This window comes from Bacteroidetes bacterium GWF2_43_63, assembly GCA_001769275.1.
In the GTDB taxonomy this organism is placed as follows: domain Bacteria; phylum Bacteroidota; class Bacteroidia; order Bacteroidales; family DTU049; genus GWF2-43-63.
Genome location: MEOQ01000045.1, coordinates 168,640 through 185,213, shown reverse-complemented (window position 1 = coordinate 185,213; position 16,574 = coordinate 168,640). Strand labels below are relative to the sequence as shown.

The window sequence follows — 16,574 nt, the reverse complement described above, 5'->3', positions numbered from 1 at the left end:
CCGCATGCCGCATGCGCCGAGCTTTGCGCGCTGTGCAATTTACGCGTCAGCCACCGATATGCGCGATAGCCGCAAAGACGGAGCAAAGGCAACCCTTGACTATTTGACCCCAATGTTTTCACATTATTACTATTTATTGTAATCATGTTTATAACTTTCGTATATTTGCATAGATACTATAAACACAATTATATATATGAACAAAACAACTCTGCCTGCGGGATTAAAAAAGCGACATGAATATCTGTCAAGAATAATCCCTTTTATCGGAAAAAACGTGATTAAAGTTTTCACGGGGCAGCGCCGGGTCGGGAAGAGTTACATCCTTTTTCAGATCATACAGCATCTGCGCGGTTTGGAGCATGATGTGCCGGTGATATACATAAACAAGGAGGATTTGTTGTTCGATCACCTGCAGACGGCAAAAGACCTTCACGATTACATTGCATCAAATATAGTAAGTGATCGGATGAATTATATCTTCATTGATGAAATACAGGAAATACCGGCATTTGAAAAAGCTTTGCGCAGCCTTTTGCTAAAAGGGAACTGCGATATTTACTGCACGGGCAGCAATGCTGAGCTGTTATCAGGCGAGCTCTCCAGTTTGCTCAGTGGCCGTTTTGTGGAGATAAAAATTTACAGCTTGTCCTATCCCGAGTTTTTGCATTTTCACCAGATTCAGGATTCTGACAAAACACTGGATCGGTATTTTCGTTATGGCGGTTTACCCTATCTGATGCATCTTCCCCAGGAAAATGCAGTATTGATGGAATATCTGAAAAGTATTTACGCCACTATTGTATATCGCGATGTTATCAATCGATACAATATACGTAGTCACAAGTTGCTGGAAAAGCTGATACAATTTCTGGCCGATAATACTGGGAGCTTGTTTTCGGCAAAAAAAATCAGTGATTATTTAAAATCTCAGCAGGTGAATATTGCGCCGAATCAGATACAACTTTTCATCAGCTATCTGGCCAATGCCTTTATTATACATCACGCTGAACGCTACGATATTGTAGGTAAGCGGATTTTCGAAACAGGTGGAAAAAACTATTTTGAGAACACGGGCCTACGCCATGCAGTGATTGGATACCGCCCGCAGGATTTGGGAAAGATATTGGAAAATGTCGCATTTAACCATTTGTTGTTTTTGGGGTGGGATGTAAAAGTGGGCAGCATTGGCACAGGTGAAATTGATTTTGTGTGCGAAAAGAATCAGGAAAAGATGTATATACAGGTTGCGCTGAATTTGAAAGGAGAAAAAACGGTAGAGCGGGAATTTGGCAATCTTATGAAGATAAAAGATCAATATCCGAAAAAAGTAATTACCATGGATGCATTTGAGGGTGCTAGTTTTGAAGGCATTGAGCATTGTCATATCCGGAAATTTTTATTGGAGAAATAGACGTTACAAGCGTGGAATTTATCACGCTGGAAGCGTGGCGTTACAGGCGTTACAGACGTTACGCGTTACAAGCGTTACACGTTACAAGCGTTACAACGTTACAAGCGAGACAAAGGCAGGCGGCGCGTTGGCGTTGTGCACTGTGCATTCCCTCTCCGACTCTTCCAGGACGCTTCACGTGAAAGCCACATGGACAAGAAGACTGCGTGTCTCGGTTGTAAAGGTGGCGTAAACACAAGCAGAAGACGCGCGCCCAGATTGAATTTGAGATGGCTCGCCCATTGAATATTTTCACAACCTGAGTGCCTCGCGGAGCGAGCTCTCTGCGTTGTGGAAATGTTGCAGGGAATTTCAAAAAGAAGTTTTTGTAGGATTGCCCAGCTTTCCCAATTTTATCCATTCATGTTAAAAAAATGACCGATAATAATTAAAATTATTTTATACCTTTGGGCAGACATGACATTGTTCATTGATGATCTGCAGAAAAAATTAATTCACTGAACCCCCATGAAACCAGGATCGAAATTCAATATTGACGATTTTATCAAGGAGAACATCAATTCTGCCGATGTGATTTCTCAATTCAAAGGCACCATTTCTGAGAAGAAATCGGACAGGATTCTTGACAATATGGAAGGGTTGTTCGGAGAGCAGGAAACCCGCATCAGAAAACGGATTCTGCTTGCCGCCAGCGAGATTTTGCAGAATATTTATATGCATAACGAATACCCGCTTTATCCGGCTGTTTTTCTGGCAACACGCACCCGGCAGGGATTTAAAATTGATTGCGGAAACGCCGTAAGTATCACCCGCAGAACGGTTGTTGAAAAAAGAATCCGCGAAGCCAACCGCAAAGCCGGTGGCAGCATGAAAGAAAATGTACGTCAGGCTGATGCCGAAAAACCTGTTATCGCTGAGAGTCCAAACGGAAGCAATGGCCTTGGCATCCTCGAGATCCGCCGCAAAGCCGGCATGCCCCTCGATTTTGCTTTCACCATCATCGACAATGAAACATTCTTCTTTCATCTGATCGTCAAATTCAACATGGGAGAATAGGGTCACGCGTCGGGAGACGCGCGCCCAGGTTAAGGTTTAGTAAGACTTTCGTTACACGTTACAGACGTTACAAACGTTACGAGATCGAGTATCCGAAGGATTTAAAAAGCTGCGGAGCTCCATAAGATGCGCCTCCGCCTCTTGTAGAGCAAACTCTGCAGTCCAACATCGGTAACCCTTGGCCCCGCCGCTGTCATCCAGAGACCACCAGCAATGCGTGCATCGCAACCCAAAATTGAATGGCACACCCTCGCTGTCATCCTGAGTGCCGCTCTCGCAGCTCTTTGCGAGATATCTGCTTGCGGTGTATCGAAGGAGGCAGCGGGATAGACTCCACCCCAGGGACAAATTGAGCGACATGTCACAGCTTGCCACGTTCCACGTGGTTTTAAATGAAGCACCTTTGAATCCGTCAAAACGCGTTTTGAAATATTCCGCGTCTAATCCTCTTTCTCCACGTCCATCCGTCAGTTTTAATATATTCCGCGTTAATCCGCGTCTAAACCTCTCTCTCCGCGTCTATCCGTTGGGGCTTATACTATTTTCCGCGTTATTCCGCGTCTAAATTGTAAATTTGCAGCAAAGTTGTTTTATGAAAATTCTCATCACAGGTTCGGGCGGGCGTGAGCATGCATTGGCATGGCGACTGGCGCGCGATATCGGCAAAGAAAATATTTTTATCGCGCCCGGAAATGCAGGCACACTGCAATGCGGCACAAATCTCCCCTACTCTTTCAACGATTTTGAAAACCTGCTGGAACAAATTATTTCGCTCAGCATCGACATGATTCTTGTCGGGCCAGAAGAGCCGCTGGTAAACGGATTCACTGATTTATTGAAAAAAGATCCACGCTTCATAAATCTTCTGATCGTCGGTCCATCGGCTCATGGAGCCATGCTCGAAGGGAGCAAGGATTTTGCAAAACAATTCATGATTCGTCATGACATACCCACAGCGGCCTACGCCACATTCACTTCGGAGCAAAAAACAGAAGCACAATCGTATATCCGCAGCCACAGCGGCCCCTACGTGATGAAAGCAGACGGGTTGGCTGCCGGCAAAGGAGTTGTTATTACCGAATCAGCCGACGAAGCCGTCAATCATATCGCATCGGTTTTCGAAGATAATATTTTTGGCGAAGCCGGTAAAACACTGGTGATAGAACAGTTTCTAGATGGAATCGAAATGTCGGTTTTTGCCCTGACGGACGGGAAAAATTATGTCCTGTTGCCCGGCGCAAAAGATTACAAGCGCATCGGCGATGGAAATACCGGACCGAATACAGGCGGCATGGGAACGGTCTCTCCGGTTCCTTTCGCCACAAAGGAATTTATGGATAAAGTGGTAACACGCGTTGTAGAACCCACCATCAGCGGATTTCAGAAAGACAACATCGATTATTGCGGATTTGTTTTCTTCGGATTGATGAATGTGAACGGCGATCCATTCGTGATCGAATACAATGTCCGTATGGGCGATCCCGAAACACAGGTGGTTATGCCCCGCATCGGAGGCTCGTTTGCAGAAATGCTTACAGCTGCAGCCACCGGAAATCTGAAAGATTATAAAACCGAGACACTCCCAATGACAGCATTGTCAATTGTGCTGGCATCGAAAGGATATCCGGGCGACTATGAAAAAGGCAAAACAATTTCTTTACCCGAAGGAAATCATTTGATTTTTCATGCCGGAACAAAAGTGCTCCATGACAATGTAGTTACCTCAGGCGGTCGTGTGATGGCTGTTGTGGGCACGGGCAACACGCTGGACGAAGCCCGCACAGCGGCCTACAATCTGGCTGACCATGTGCATTTCGAAGGCAAAACAAACCGCAGCGATATCGGACTTGATTTAAAAGCGTATGAGATCGTTTAATGCCGAAAGAGTCATCAACTCGCAGATGAAATTCGTTTTCATGCTGCTCTGGCTTGCTACGCTTGTTTTTCTGATACTCAACGGAGAACCAAACACCAATATTCAATTACACCCCTGGCTTGCCGGCATTACGGAAACAGTGCTTACACTCAGTTTCAGCTGGATTGTAATTCTTCGCGTTTTATTTATTGCAGCCTCAACACTGCTTCTGTGGCTCATTTCGACAAGAAATCTCGAAGTGTCACGAAAAGAATACATGCTCTTTTTTATTCTTCCAGTCATTCATTTCACCATTGTGGATTGGAGCATCGGATTGATGGTGTCGATTTATTGGACAGCTTTCCTCCTTATTCTTTATCAGCTTTTGCCCGGAGAATCGCAGGGGACGGTACTTCGCCGGACACTTACCGCCGCAATCTTAAGTGGATTTTTGCTACTGAATGGTGCATTTGCTGTTTTGTTTTTTGTTACAGGAATTATCACCATGATCATCAGTCAGAACATATCGTTCCGCCGCACCCTTGTGTGGTTGACCGGTTTTCTGACTCCTGCTTTTTTTGTTTTGTTCTGGTATTTTCTGACTAACAAAACAAATATTTTACTTGACAATCCGGGTGCTTTTGTATTGCAAGAAGACTTGCTCCAATTTGCATTCCCGGCCAGTTTCTACGGCTGTCCGGCTCTTTTATTTTTACTCGCTTTGATTGTTCATTCAAGAGTTAGTGAATCAAAAATATCTGTCCGCCGGAGTTATTCAGTGATCCTGTTTTCGTTGATAGCACTTGCTCCTGCAATGATTTCGTCGTTGTTCAATACGAATATTTTATTTTCAATTTACGGACTTGCAACTGTTTTTTACTGGACCCGACTGATGTACAACGCCCGTCGGAAAGCCGCGTTCATCATACTCTGGCTGATGCCCATCGTGTTTCCAATCTTGTATTATTATCTGTTGAATTATAAATAAATTATATGGCGGCCTTGCTACATCACTATTCGGAGTTGGTTCCCGAAGCCGGATGCGACGAGGCAGGGCGCGGATGTCTGGCAGGTCCGGTAACAGCAGCAGTCGTCATTTTGCCCGCTAATTTTTTTCATCCGCTGCTCGATGATTCAAAAAAACTGAATGAAAAAGAACGTGCGCTGCTGCGGGAAATCATCGAAGAACAGGCACTTGACTGGGCTGTAGCATTTGTAGATCACAAAGAAATCGATAAAATAAATATTCTCAATGCTTCGATCAGGGCCATGCATCTGGCTTTGGGCAAACTGAAAACAAAGCCGGCGCATATCATTGTGGACGGAAATCGTTTCAAACCATTCCGAAAAATTCCGCACACAACCATTATAAAAGGCGATGGAAAATACATGAGTATTGCGGCGGCCAGCATACTTGCAAAAACGCATCGCGACGAATTCATGATTGATCTTCATGAAAATTTTCCGCAATACGGATGGAATGAAAATAAAGGCTACCCATCGCCCGGACACAAAAAAGCGATTGCTGAAAACGGCATCACATCCTATCACCGGAGAAGCTTTCGGTTGAATGAGCAATTGAAGATTCAGTTTTGATTATACCTCAAAAAGGATTTGAAACAATTTACCCCCAACGATTCCGTGTCCGCAACCTTTCTCCAAAATCAGTCATGCGGACGACAGAATGTTGGGTTTCCCGACATTCTACCGTCATTTTATAAGGGCTGAGTGTATAACATTACTTACGTGGAATCGTCGGGAAACACAAGTTTACAAACGGCGGAATGTTGTGGTGTAGGACTTGAAACACTTCGAGGGGTGATGGTCGATGAAATTTGCGAGTTGATAACCCATTTATTATTATATTTGCCACAAAAATACTATGAAAACACTTGCAAACATTGCATTACTTCTGCTTCTCCCAATCTGGATGAGCGCTCAGGTTTGTCCAGAATACTTTCCGCTTAAAACCGGAAACAGCTGGGAAATGACCCAATACAACAAAAAAGATAAAGTTGAAGGTGTTAATGCCTATTCGGTTAAATCGGTTAAAGACCTTACAAACGGTTACGATGCAACTGTTACCACAACTGTAATGAATGAAAAGGGTGAAGTTGAAGGATCCGGCGATCTGATTATGAAATGCGCTGATGGCGTTTTTTATTTTGACATGAAAGATTTTCTGGGAGAAAATTTCTATCAGGAAAACCCAGATATGGAAATCGCTATGACCGCCAATGACCTGCAATTTCCCGCCACCCTCACCGAAGGCGCCTCATTGCCCGATGCAAACATTACTTATCAAATGAGCAGCAACGGAATGACCATTATGACAATGACAATTAATATTACCGATCGCAAGATTGGTGGAAAAGAGACCATGACTACGGCTGCCGGCACTTTCGAAGTTTATAAAATCTCATCGAAAATCCAGTCCAAGACAGGTTTTATAAATACAAAACATTCATCCGTAGATTATATTTCGATAGGCGCTGGCATTGTAAAATCCGAGACCTACAGCGACAAAGGCGATTTGATGGAATATATGCTGCTTACTAAGCTGAGCAAGCTGTAAAAACTATTGTCACACTGAGTGATGACGCATAAGCTTTGCGCTACACCCGTCTTCATCGTATCGAAGTGCGACTAACTAAAACCCGCTGTCGTTCTTCCCTGCCCGCTGCAAAGCTGGCGGGGATACATTTGAAGCTGGTTTCATATAAAAGTCTTTATTGCAAACTCACGAAAGCTTTCGTGACTGAATGACAGCGGAACCAAAAAAACTGTCACACTGAGCGATGAAGCATTCAGCAATATGTTTCACGAGTCTTCATCGCATCGAAGTACCTAAGCCCTCTCATGTAGCGGCATGCCACAAAACTTGCAATACGTTGCATCTTTGTCATGACCTTGTTTTGTGCAATAAGGGCAGGTTTGTGCAGTGGCCTTCTTTTCACTGCGGATGATTTCACCCGTCATTATTCCGGTTGGCACAGCCAAAATAGCATAACCGCATATCATCAGTATGCTGGCTAAAAACTGCCCGCCACTGGTTACAGGAGAAATATCGCCATAGCCCACCGTTGTCACCGTAACAATACACCAGTAAATACTGCGCGGAATGCTGTCGAAACTGGCATTAACAGGACCTTCAACAAGATACATAATGGTTCCGAAAACGCAAACAATTAAAAGCACCGACATCAGAAAAATCATTATTTTGCTTCTACTGGCCTTTAGAGCCGACAACAAAACATTCCCATCGGTGAGTTGTTTGGTGAGTTTGAAAATTCTGAAAATTCTCAAAACCCGCACCAATCGAATAATCATAAGGGAATGTGCGCCGGCAAAAACAAGACCGATGTATGTGGGCAGGATCGACAAAAGATCGATTATTCCAAAAAAACTTAGCGCATACTTTTTCGCATTTCTGGTGCTGTAAAGCCGCAAACCATACTCCAGCGTGAAAACAATCGTAAAAAACCATTCCACAGACCGAAACCAATAAGAATACTCTTTTTGATAGCTGGGTATGCTTTCCAGAAGAATAGTGATAACACTGATTAAAATACAAATCAGCAAAGTAATATCGAAAAATTTTCCAGCCTGGGTATCGGACTCGAAAATAACTGTAAATAAGCGGTCTTTGATTCGATTTCGAGTCATAACTATCCAAATTATTTTTCACAAATATACATTTATTCAAAAATTGGATTTGTTTGCTGACTATAGGAAAAGACTTCAATGCCCTTCCGCAACCTGAGTGCCTCGCGTAGCGAGCTCTCTGCATTGTGGACAACATTTGAGTTTCAGTCCAGCGCACCCAGGTCGCACAATGCGACGCTATTCTACGGTGGAGAGGTTGGCTTCAAAACCCTCCCACAACCTGAGTGCCTTGCGAAGCAAGCTCTCTGCGTTGTGGGAAGAGTTGCATGTATAACCTGAAGGATTCAAAAAACCCCGCCTGAAAAATCCAGGCAAGGATGTTCGCAAAAAAACCAGAAAATCACCACGCCACTTTAAAACCCAATGTACTGCACAATCCTGTTGTGGTGAAAGTCTTTAATTCCGGAATATCTGTCATTGTAACGGATGGTCTGATTTCATAAACCAGATGAATCTGATTCCAGAAATAATGCGATCTGCCCATTCTGAAATCGAAGCCCAGCGGGACTCCGAACGACATCAGCGTTGTTGTTTTATTGGTGTAGAAAATCGATTTATAATCATAATCGCTGGAATAATGTCCGGAACTATTATAAAAAATATCATCAGATACAAAGCTTCCATATTCATAATTGGCAACCTCGGTTGTGTTGTTGAATGAAAACGCAGCAATGAGGCCGGCTCCGGCATAAAGCGAAACACGCTTTTCAGGATTGGTGCTAAACTGCACAGATGCAGTCAAGCCAAGATGTTCAGACGAATAATGCATTTCGTAATGGGAGGTGGAAACCGAATCGACAAAATATTGCTGATTAGTTGCCGACGAAGTCAGTGTGTCATATCTGAAATACTCATCTTTTGAATAGAATATTCCGTCAGGTGAAGTACGGGCATTGAAGATTCCGAGGCGAAGTACCGGATTGGCCCTATATGAATCATGTTCTGTATCAAGAAACTTCAAACCGATTGTAACAGCAAACAATCCGCTACTGGCACCCGTTGAGCGCGATTTTGTATAATCACTGAAATCGGTCAACAAAAAAGGATCTCCGGGAGCAAGCTTGATAAAGTCAGATTGATCGAGACTGAAATTATTGAAGTTCTGCATCCCGCCCTGAACCATGATGTCTGAAATTCGAATCCTCGGCTTTGAATCGGACTGTGCGAAGACTGATGTCAGAGCGAACATCATTAAAGCTGAAAAAATCAGGTTTTTCATTGATATATTATTATTGGTTTTGCGAAATATTAACGAGCTCTTTTCGGTTTTATTTTGCGAATCTGCAAATTTCAGGCATTAACTGACAAAATATTAATACATAATTATTTACCGGTCAAATTTCAACGGGGTTAAATTTCCACAAAACCCACTTAAAACACCTTAAAAGAAATAAAATATGATTAATTTCGCAACTCCAAAAACTAATAATCAGAAATTCAGATAAAACATGAAAAACAAAAAGTTCATTACATGTGACGGCAACTACGCTGCGGCACATGTATCGTACATGTTCAGCGAAGTAGCAGCCATTTATCCCATCACTCCATCGAGTACGATGGCCGAGTATGTGGACGAGTGGTCGGCAAACGGACGTAAAAATATTTTCGGCGACACCGTGAAAGTTGTCGAAATGCAGAGCGAAGCTGGTGCTGCCGGCGCCATGCACGGCTCACTACAGAGTGGCTCACTCACATCGACTTATACGGCTTCACAGGGCCTTCTCCTGATGATTCCGAATATGTATAAAATGTCTGGCGAACTTCTGCCAGGCGTATTTCACGTTTCGGCCCGCGCCATTGCTGCTCAGGCTCTGTCAATCTTTGGAGACCACAGCGACGTGATGAGTTGCCGTATGACCGGATTTGCCATGCTGGCCACCGGAAGTGTTCAGGAAATCATGGACATCGCTCCGGTAGCGCATTTGGCCTCTATCCGTTCACGCATTCCTTTCCTGCATTTCTTTGATGGTTTCCGTACATCACACGAAATTCAGAAAGTGGAATATCTTGAGAACGAAGATGTGAAGCAGCTTGTCGACATGAAGGCACTCACCAGCTTCCGTCACGCAGCGCTGAATCCGGAACATCCTGTTACCCGCGGTACTGCACAGAATCCTGATATTTATTTCCAATCACGCGAAGCAGCAAACCCTTTCTACGACAAGGTTGCCGACATCGTGGAAGAATACATGGTTGAGCTGAACAAACTTACTGGTCGCGAATATCACCCATTCACTTATTACGGTGCCGCTGATGCTGAAAACATCATCATTGCCATGGGTTCTGTTACCGAAACCATTCGCGAAACCATTGATTATCTCAATGCCAAAGGCGAAAAAGTTGGTCTTCTCACCTGTCACCTCTACCGTCCATTCAGCGAAAAATATTTCATGAATGTGTTCCCGAAATCAGTGAAACGAATTGCTGTTCTCGACCGCACAAAAGAACCGGGCAGCGAAGGCGAACCTTTGTATCTCGATATCAAAAATCTGTTTTACAACAAACCCAATGCTCCGCTCGTAGTTGGTGGCCGTTATGGTCTGTCTTCAAAAGACACTACGCCTGCTCAGATCATTGCCGTGTATGACAACCTGAAAAACAATGAGCCGAAAAACGGCTTCACCATTGGCATCGTTGATGATGTTACTTTCAAATCACTGCCACTGATTGCCGAAATCAATATTTCAGATCCCAGCATTTTCCAGGCAAAATTCTACGGTCTCGGCTCCGATGGTACTGTTGGTGCAAACAAAAACTCCATCAAAATTATTGGTGAAACCACCAACAAATATTGCCAGGGTTATTTTGCATACGATTCAAAAAAATCTGGTGGATTTACCGCATCACACCTTCGTTTCGGTGATGTTCCCATCCGCTCGCCGTATCTCGTAAACACACCTGACTTTGTTGCTTGTCACGTTCCGGCTTATCTGGGCCGCTACGACATGCTAAAAGGTCTGAAAAAAGGTGGCGTTTTCCTCCTCAACTCCATCTGGGATGTTGAAGAAACAAAAAATCACCTGCCCGATGATATGAAGAAGTACATGGCGGTGAATGAGATTAAATTCTACACCATCAACGCTACTAAAATTGCCGATGAAATTGGTCTGGGAAACCGCACCAACACAATCATGCAGGCTTCTTTCTTCAAAATTTCAGGCGTAATTCCTTACGATCTGGCAGTGAAAGAAATGAAAAAATTCATTGACAAATCGTTCGGCCGCAAAGGCGAAGAAATAGTGAAGATGAACTGCGCAGCAGTAGACCGCGGTGGTGAACTTACCGAAGTAGCCATCCCGGCTGAATGGAAAAACCTGGAAGGCAAAGCTGCATTCGACGATGAAACACATCCTGATTTTATCCGCAATGTAGCCGACGTGATCAACCGTCAGAGCGGCGACGATCTGAAAGTTTCGACTTTTGTTGGACGTGAAGATGGCACATTCCCATACGGAACCACGAAATATGAAAAACGTGGTATTGCTGTTACCATACCTGAATGGCAATCGGAAAACTGCATCCAGTGCAACCAGTGTGCATACGTTTGCCCTCACGCTGCCATTCGTCCTTTCCTCCTCACCGAAGAAGAAACTGCCAAAGCTCCTGCCGGAACCACTACTTTAAAAGGTCTTGCAGCAACCAAGGAATACAATTTCCGTATTCAGGTAAGCCCGATGGATTGCACCGGTTGCGGCAACTGCGCCGATGTGTGTCCTGCCAAAACAAAGGCACTGGTAATGAAACCACTCGAAACCCAGCTTGCTGAAAAAGAACGCTGGACTTATATGGACGAAAAAGTTGGCTATAAAGACACCGTGCTCGAGAAGAGTAAATCGGTTAAAAACAGCCAGTTTGCACAGCCATTATTTGAATTCTCCGGCGCATGTGCTGGTTGCGGTGAAACTCCGTATATCAAGGCCATCACACAGCTCTATGGTGAGCGAATGATTGTTGCCAATGCGACAGGTTGTTCATCAATCTATGGCGGCTCTGCTCCTTCAACTCCATACACCATCAACAATAAGAGTGGTAAAGGTGTTGCCTGGGCCAACTCACTGTTCGAAGACAATGCAGAATACGGTTTAGGTATTGCCACCGGTGTGAATAAAATGCGCGATTTCCTTTCAATGAAAATGCAGGAAGCCATTGCTGCCGGATTAAGCGGTGATTTGAAAACTGCTTGTGAGGAATGGATTGCCGGCATGAACAACGCTGAAGCATCTGAAGCAGCATCTGCAAAACTTGTGGCTATTGCTGAAAAAGACAATTCAGAAATTGCAAAAGAAATCGTTGACAAAAAACAATACCTGATTAAAAAATCATTTTGGGTATTTGGCGGCGACGGCTGGGCATACGATATCGGCTACGGCGGACTCGACCATGTACTTGCCAGCGGCGAAGACATCAACGTTCTTGTTCTTGACACTGAAGTGTATTCAAATACCGGCGGTCAGGCTTCGAAATCATCACCAACTGGTGCTGTTGCCAAGTTTGCTGCTTCGGGAAAGAAAACCCGCAAGAAAGATCTCGGCATGATGGCCATGTCATACGGTTATGTGTATGTTGCCCAGGTTTCAATGGGTGCCGACCAGAGTCAGTATCTGAAAGCCATCCGCGAAGCTGAAGCTTATCCGGGACCATCACTCATCATTGCTTACTCGCCTTGCATCAACCATGGTTTGCGTGCCGGCATGGGCAAAACCCAGGCACAGGGCAAACATGCAGTGGAATCGGGCTACTGGCAAAACTATCGTTTCAATCCGCAGCTCGAAACCGAAGGAAAGAATCCATTTATTCTCGATTCAAAAGAACCGGACTGGAGCAAATTCCAGGAGTTCCTGAAAAGCGAAGTGCGTTTTACTTCACTTGAACAGGCATTTCCCGATGAAGCAAAGGTACTGTTTGCCGCTTGCGAAGACAATGCAAAATGGCGTTACAACAAGTATAAAAAACTTGCTGATTAATTATTCAACCCAATTCTTTAAGGGCCGGCTTTGTCCGGCCTTTTTCATCAAAACAAAAACCCATGAAAAATCTGTTCGTTGTTGTTTTAGTTGGCTTACTCACCCTGACTGCATGTCAGACTGAGCGTATTGTTGAAAAAACGGTGATTGTTCACGACACGGTTTATGTAAACAATTTTGATTACGACTACATGCTGATGGCGGTACTCTGGTATCAGACTTCAGCAGAAATGCGCGCTATGTGCTATCAGGCATTCAATACTGCACGGATTTCGATCGATCAAACACTTGAAAGTTATAAAGGCCCTAAAAAACTTGCTGTTGTTGTAGATATTGACGAAACCATGGTAGACAATAGCCCCTACGAAGCTGCGAATATTCTCGGAAACTTCGGTTACCCTGAACGTTGGGGTGAATGGATCGACAAAGCATCTGCCACGGCCATTCCCGGTGCAGTTGAATTTATGAAATACGCTGTTTCAAAAGGCGTCGATGTGTTTTATGTCAGCAATCGAAAAATTGCCGAAAAGGATGCTACCATAAAAAATATGCGGGCACTTGGTTTCCCTATGATCGATGATGAACATTTGTTGCTGCGCGACAAGACCAGTAGCAAAAACGAGCGTCGCGACAAAGTATCGGCAACTCATAATATTGTGTTGCTGATTGGCGACAATATGAATGATTTTAGCGGTATTTTTGAAAACAAAACGGTTGATGATCGCTTTACCGTTACCGACGAAAACAAATCGGAATTCGGAAAGCGTTTTATCGTTCTTCCAAACCCAATGTATGGTGATTGGGAAAGTGCAGTGCTCAAATACAATTTCAAACAAACCAACGAGCAGAAAGACAGCGTCCGCAAAGAAAACCTGAGAGGAATGTAAGTCTGAGTTCATTGTTTCTGTTTAAATAATCTCTATTGGGTTTAGTGTAAAAGCTAAACCCATTTTTTGTTGCTGCAACAACGAGGATGTCTCAAAATATCGCCTTCTTCAAAAATAATATTCCATCGTCCGAAAGCGACGTAGGAGCGAAAGGGTATGGAATCGTTGTTTTTGAAGCTGTTACGACGATTCCATATTCCGGCCGAATATTATCCCTCGAAGGGTTCAGAACCCTTCGAGGGATTTCGAACCGGCCGGAACGATGGAATATCGTAACGATTTTCAATTTTGAGACATCCTCTTACTATCCCACCTAATAATTTCTTAACATAGCGCTAATGTAGAGTTGTTTTTGTACCTTTATTTTTGCATCATTAAAAACTCCGTACAATGGAATATTATTTTATAGGTGTATTGGTCGTACTTTTTCTGCTCTCAATAATGGATCTCACCGTCGGTGTGGCCAACGATGCAGTAAACTTTCTCAACTCCGGGTACGGCTCCCGTAGTCTCACTTTCAAGTGGTTGCTCGTGATAGCTTCGCTGGGTGTTTTTGTTGGCGCCTTGTTTGCCGGCGGCATGATGGACGTGGCGCGATCAGGGGTGTTTCATCCGCAATATTTTATGTTCGAAGAAGTCATTATGATTTATCTGGCCGTAATGCTCAACGATGTGCTGCTGATTGATTTCTTCAATACGCTTGGACTGCCAACATCGACAACCGTTTCTCTGGTTGCGGCGTTGCTGGGTGCTTCCTTTACTTTTTCAGTGGCAAAACTTGTTGAAAATGGGCAGGCAATTGGCGATCTCGATATGTACATGAATACAGAAAAAGCTTTTGCAATGATCATTGCTATTTTTGTATCCATTGCCATCGCTTTCTTTTTCGGATTGCTTATTCAAAAAATTGCGCGAACTGTTTTCAGTTTCAACTTCTCAAGATATAAAATCGGCGGAGCCATTTTCGGTGGCATTGCAATCGCCCTTATTTCATATTTTATATTTTTCAAAGGAATGAAATCGGCCACTTTCATCGATAAGGACATGAAAGAATATGTGGCCCAGCACCTTGCATTGATGCTTACTTCAGTAATGGCAGGGGCCGCTGTAATTCTGTTGATGTTGCAATTGCTTTTCAGAGTAAATGTTTTTCGGGTCATTGTGATTTATGGAACTTTTGCAATCGCCATGGCATTTGCTGGTAATGACCTCGTAAACTTTCTCGGACCATCACTGGCTGGTCTCGATGCCTACCAGGCCTATTCTGTAACCGGAGATCCAACAATGACAATGGAGACATTAAGTACTCCGGCCAAGGTTCCGGTTGGATTTCTGATGGGGGCTGGATTAATCATGTTGCTGACTTTGTGGCTCAATAAAAAAACCCGAACCGTTATCCGCACCGAGGTTGGATTGTCGCGTCAGAACGAAGGTGTTGAAAATTTCGACACCAATCCGGTAGCTCGTTCGCTTGTAAAACTGGCTGTTTCAATCGGAAATTTCTTTACACTGGTACGCATTCCTGCTGTCCATCGCTGGATCGAAAAACGGTTTGCTGCTCCTCCAATGAGCAACAGTCCCGATGCACCGGCATTTGACATGGTACGCGCTGCAATAAATCTCACCGTCGGATCAAGTCTCATTGCATTCGGAACATCGCTCAAACTCCCGCTTTCAACAACCTATGTTACTTTCATGGTGGCCATGGGAACATCACTGGCTGACCGCGCCTGGGACCGCGACAGCGCTGTGTATCGCGTTTCCGGAGTTACCACTGTAATTGGCGGTTGGTTCATTACAGCATTTCTGGCCTTCCTTTCTGCCGCACTGCTTGCCTATGTGCTCTATCTGGGCAGCATTGTTTCAGTCGTTCTTCTGTCCGTATTTGCCATATTCTTTCTTGTCCGCAGCAAAGTTATTCACCGTCGTCGCGAAAAGGATTATCAGGAAAAAGAAAACATGTTACGCATTGATGAGAATACCGGCGAAAGCGAAATTCTCGACTTATGCAGAACCAATGTTTCGTATGTAATAGAGAAAATTCCTGAAGTCGTCACTTTAATCCGTGAAGGCCTTGAAGAAGAAAAACTGAAAAAGCTGAAAGAAGCTGATGAAATTGTGAAAGACATTAATAAGCGGACAGAATTGTTCAGCTCAACCGTCAACAGCTCAATTTCAGCACTGGGAGACAATTACGTGCTCTATGGCGAATACTATCTCAAAAACGCTGAAATCCTCCGTGAAATCTCAGTCAGTCTTGGTTATTTGACGCACCCTGTGTATAATCACATCAATAATCAGCATAAAAATCTCGGCAAAAATCAAATGCGCGATTTCGAGTCTTTGTCCGAAGATCTGCAGCAGTTATGCGACTTCTCAAAGAAAATTGTGATGGAAGATTCGGGTCGTGGCCTGGCCGACGATCTGCATCAGATAGCCAATGTCGTTTGCGATAAAATCAAAATTGTCCGGCGTTCTCAGATCGAGCGGGTGAAACGCAAAGAAAATGCATCACGCTCAAGTCTGCTGTTTTTCAACATCACCACCGAAATTCAGAATATCACGCGCTTTGTAAATGAATTGACAGAACTCGATATCAGAACCAAAAGCCAGGCGGCCGACACTGATTACCGCTTGATCTAGCAGCTTGTTTTTCAATTAATATTGACCCGGAATCAACTGACAGATCCGGGTCAATATTAATTTATTGTTACCAAATGGTTATTAATGCG

At 44.0% G+C, this 16,574-nt stretch carries 11 protein-coding genes; 9 read left to right on the top strand and 2 right to left on the bottom strand.

Annotation, left to right across the window (positions count from 1 at the left end; all coding sequences use genetic code 11):
* Window positions 1–196: 196 nt before the first annotated feature.
* From A2W93_10670 to A2W93_10645, 6 genes are all read left to right on the top strand, one after another.
* Window positions 197–1,414, top strand: a complete 1,218-nt coding sequence (locus A2W93_10670; GenBank protein OFY52981.1) for an ATPase — start codon at window positions 197–199, stop codon at window positions 1,412–1,414.
* A 507-nt stretch (window positions 1,415–1,921) separates the two neighbouring features.
* Window positions 1,922–2,470: a hypothetical protein gene (locus A2W93_10665; protein ID OFY52980.1), complete on the top strand. Its 549-nt coding sequence runs from the start codon at window positions 1,922–1,924 to the stop codon at window positions 2,468–2,470.
* Window positions 2,471–3,062: 592 nt separating this feature from the next.
* Window positions 3,063–4,346, top strand: a complete 1,284-nt coding sequence (locus A2W93_10660) for a phosphoribosylamine--glycine ligase (GenBank protein ID OFY52979.1) — start codon at window positions 3,063–3,065, stop codon at window positions 4,344–4,346.
* Window positions 4,333–5,313 (top strand): hypothetical protein, encoded by a 981-nt coding sequence (locus tag A2W93_10655; GenBank protein OFY52978.1) that lies wholly within the window; start codon window positions 4,333–4,335, stop codon window positions 5,311–5,313. The genes A2W93_10660 and A2W93_10655 overlap by 14 nt, the downstream gene beginning before the upstream one ends.
* A 5-nt stretch (window positions 5,314–5,318) precedes the next feature.
* The gene (locus A2W93_10650; GenBank protein OFY52977.1) at window positions 5,319–5,921 is read left to right on the top strand and encodes a ribonuclease HII; all 603 of its coding nucleotides are present in this window, start codon (window positions 5,319–5,321) and stop codon (window positions 5,919–5,921) included.
* A 286-nt stretch (window positions 5,922–6,207) separates the two neighbouring features.
* Entirely contained in the window at window positions 6,208–6,900 is a 693-nt protein-coding gene (locus A2W93_10645) for a hypothetical protein (GenBank protein OFY52976.1), read from the top strand.
* A gap of 272 nt (window positions 6,901–7,172) precedes the next feature.
* Here the strand turns inward: A2W93_10645 and A2W93_10640 are convergent, their stop codons facing one another.
* On the bottom strand, window positions 7,173–7,991 hold the full coding sequence (locus tag A2W93_10640; GenBank protein OFY52975.1) for an ion transporter: 819 nt from the start codon (window positions 7,989–7,991) through the stop codon (window positions 7,173–7,175).
* A gap of 340 nt (window positions 7,992–8,331) precedes the next feature.
* Complete coding sequence (locus A2W93_10635; GenBank protein OFY52974.1) at window positions 8,332–9,210, bottom strand: hypothetical protein; 879 nt, start codon at window positions 9,208–9,210, stop codon at window positions 8,332–8,334.
* A gap of 229 nt (window positions 9,211–9,439) precedes the next feature.
* On the opposite strand from A2W93_10635, the gene A2W93_10630 reads away from it, so the two are divergent.
* The 3 genes from A2W93_10630 to A2W93_10620 all read left to right on the top strand — a co-directional run bounded on the left by A2W93_10630 (window position 9,440) and on the right by A2W93_10620 (window position 16,485).
* Entirely contained in the window at window positions 9,440–12,955 is a 3,516-nt protein-coding gene (locus tag A2W93_10630) for a pyruvate:ferredoxin (flavodoxin) oxidoreductase (protein OFY52973.1), read from the top strand.
* Window positions 12,956–13,017: 62 nt separating this feature from the next.
* A complete protein-coding gene (locus A2W93_10625) occupies window positions 13,018–13,842 on the top strand; it encodes a 5'-nucleotidase, lipoprotein e(P4) family (GenBank protein ID OFY52972.1) in 825 nt (274 codons plus the stop codon).
* Window positions 13,843–14,232: 390 nt separating this feature from the next.
* On the top strand, window positions 14,233–16,485 hold the full coding sequence (locus A2W93_10620) for a hypothetical protein (GenBank protein ID OFY52971.1): 2,253 nt from the start codon (window positions 14,233–14,235) through the stop codon (window positions 16,483–16,485).
* The last annotated feature ends 89 nt before the right edge of the window (window positions 16,486–16,574 follow it).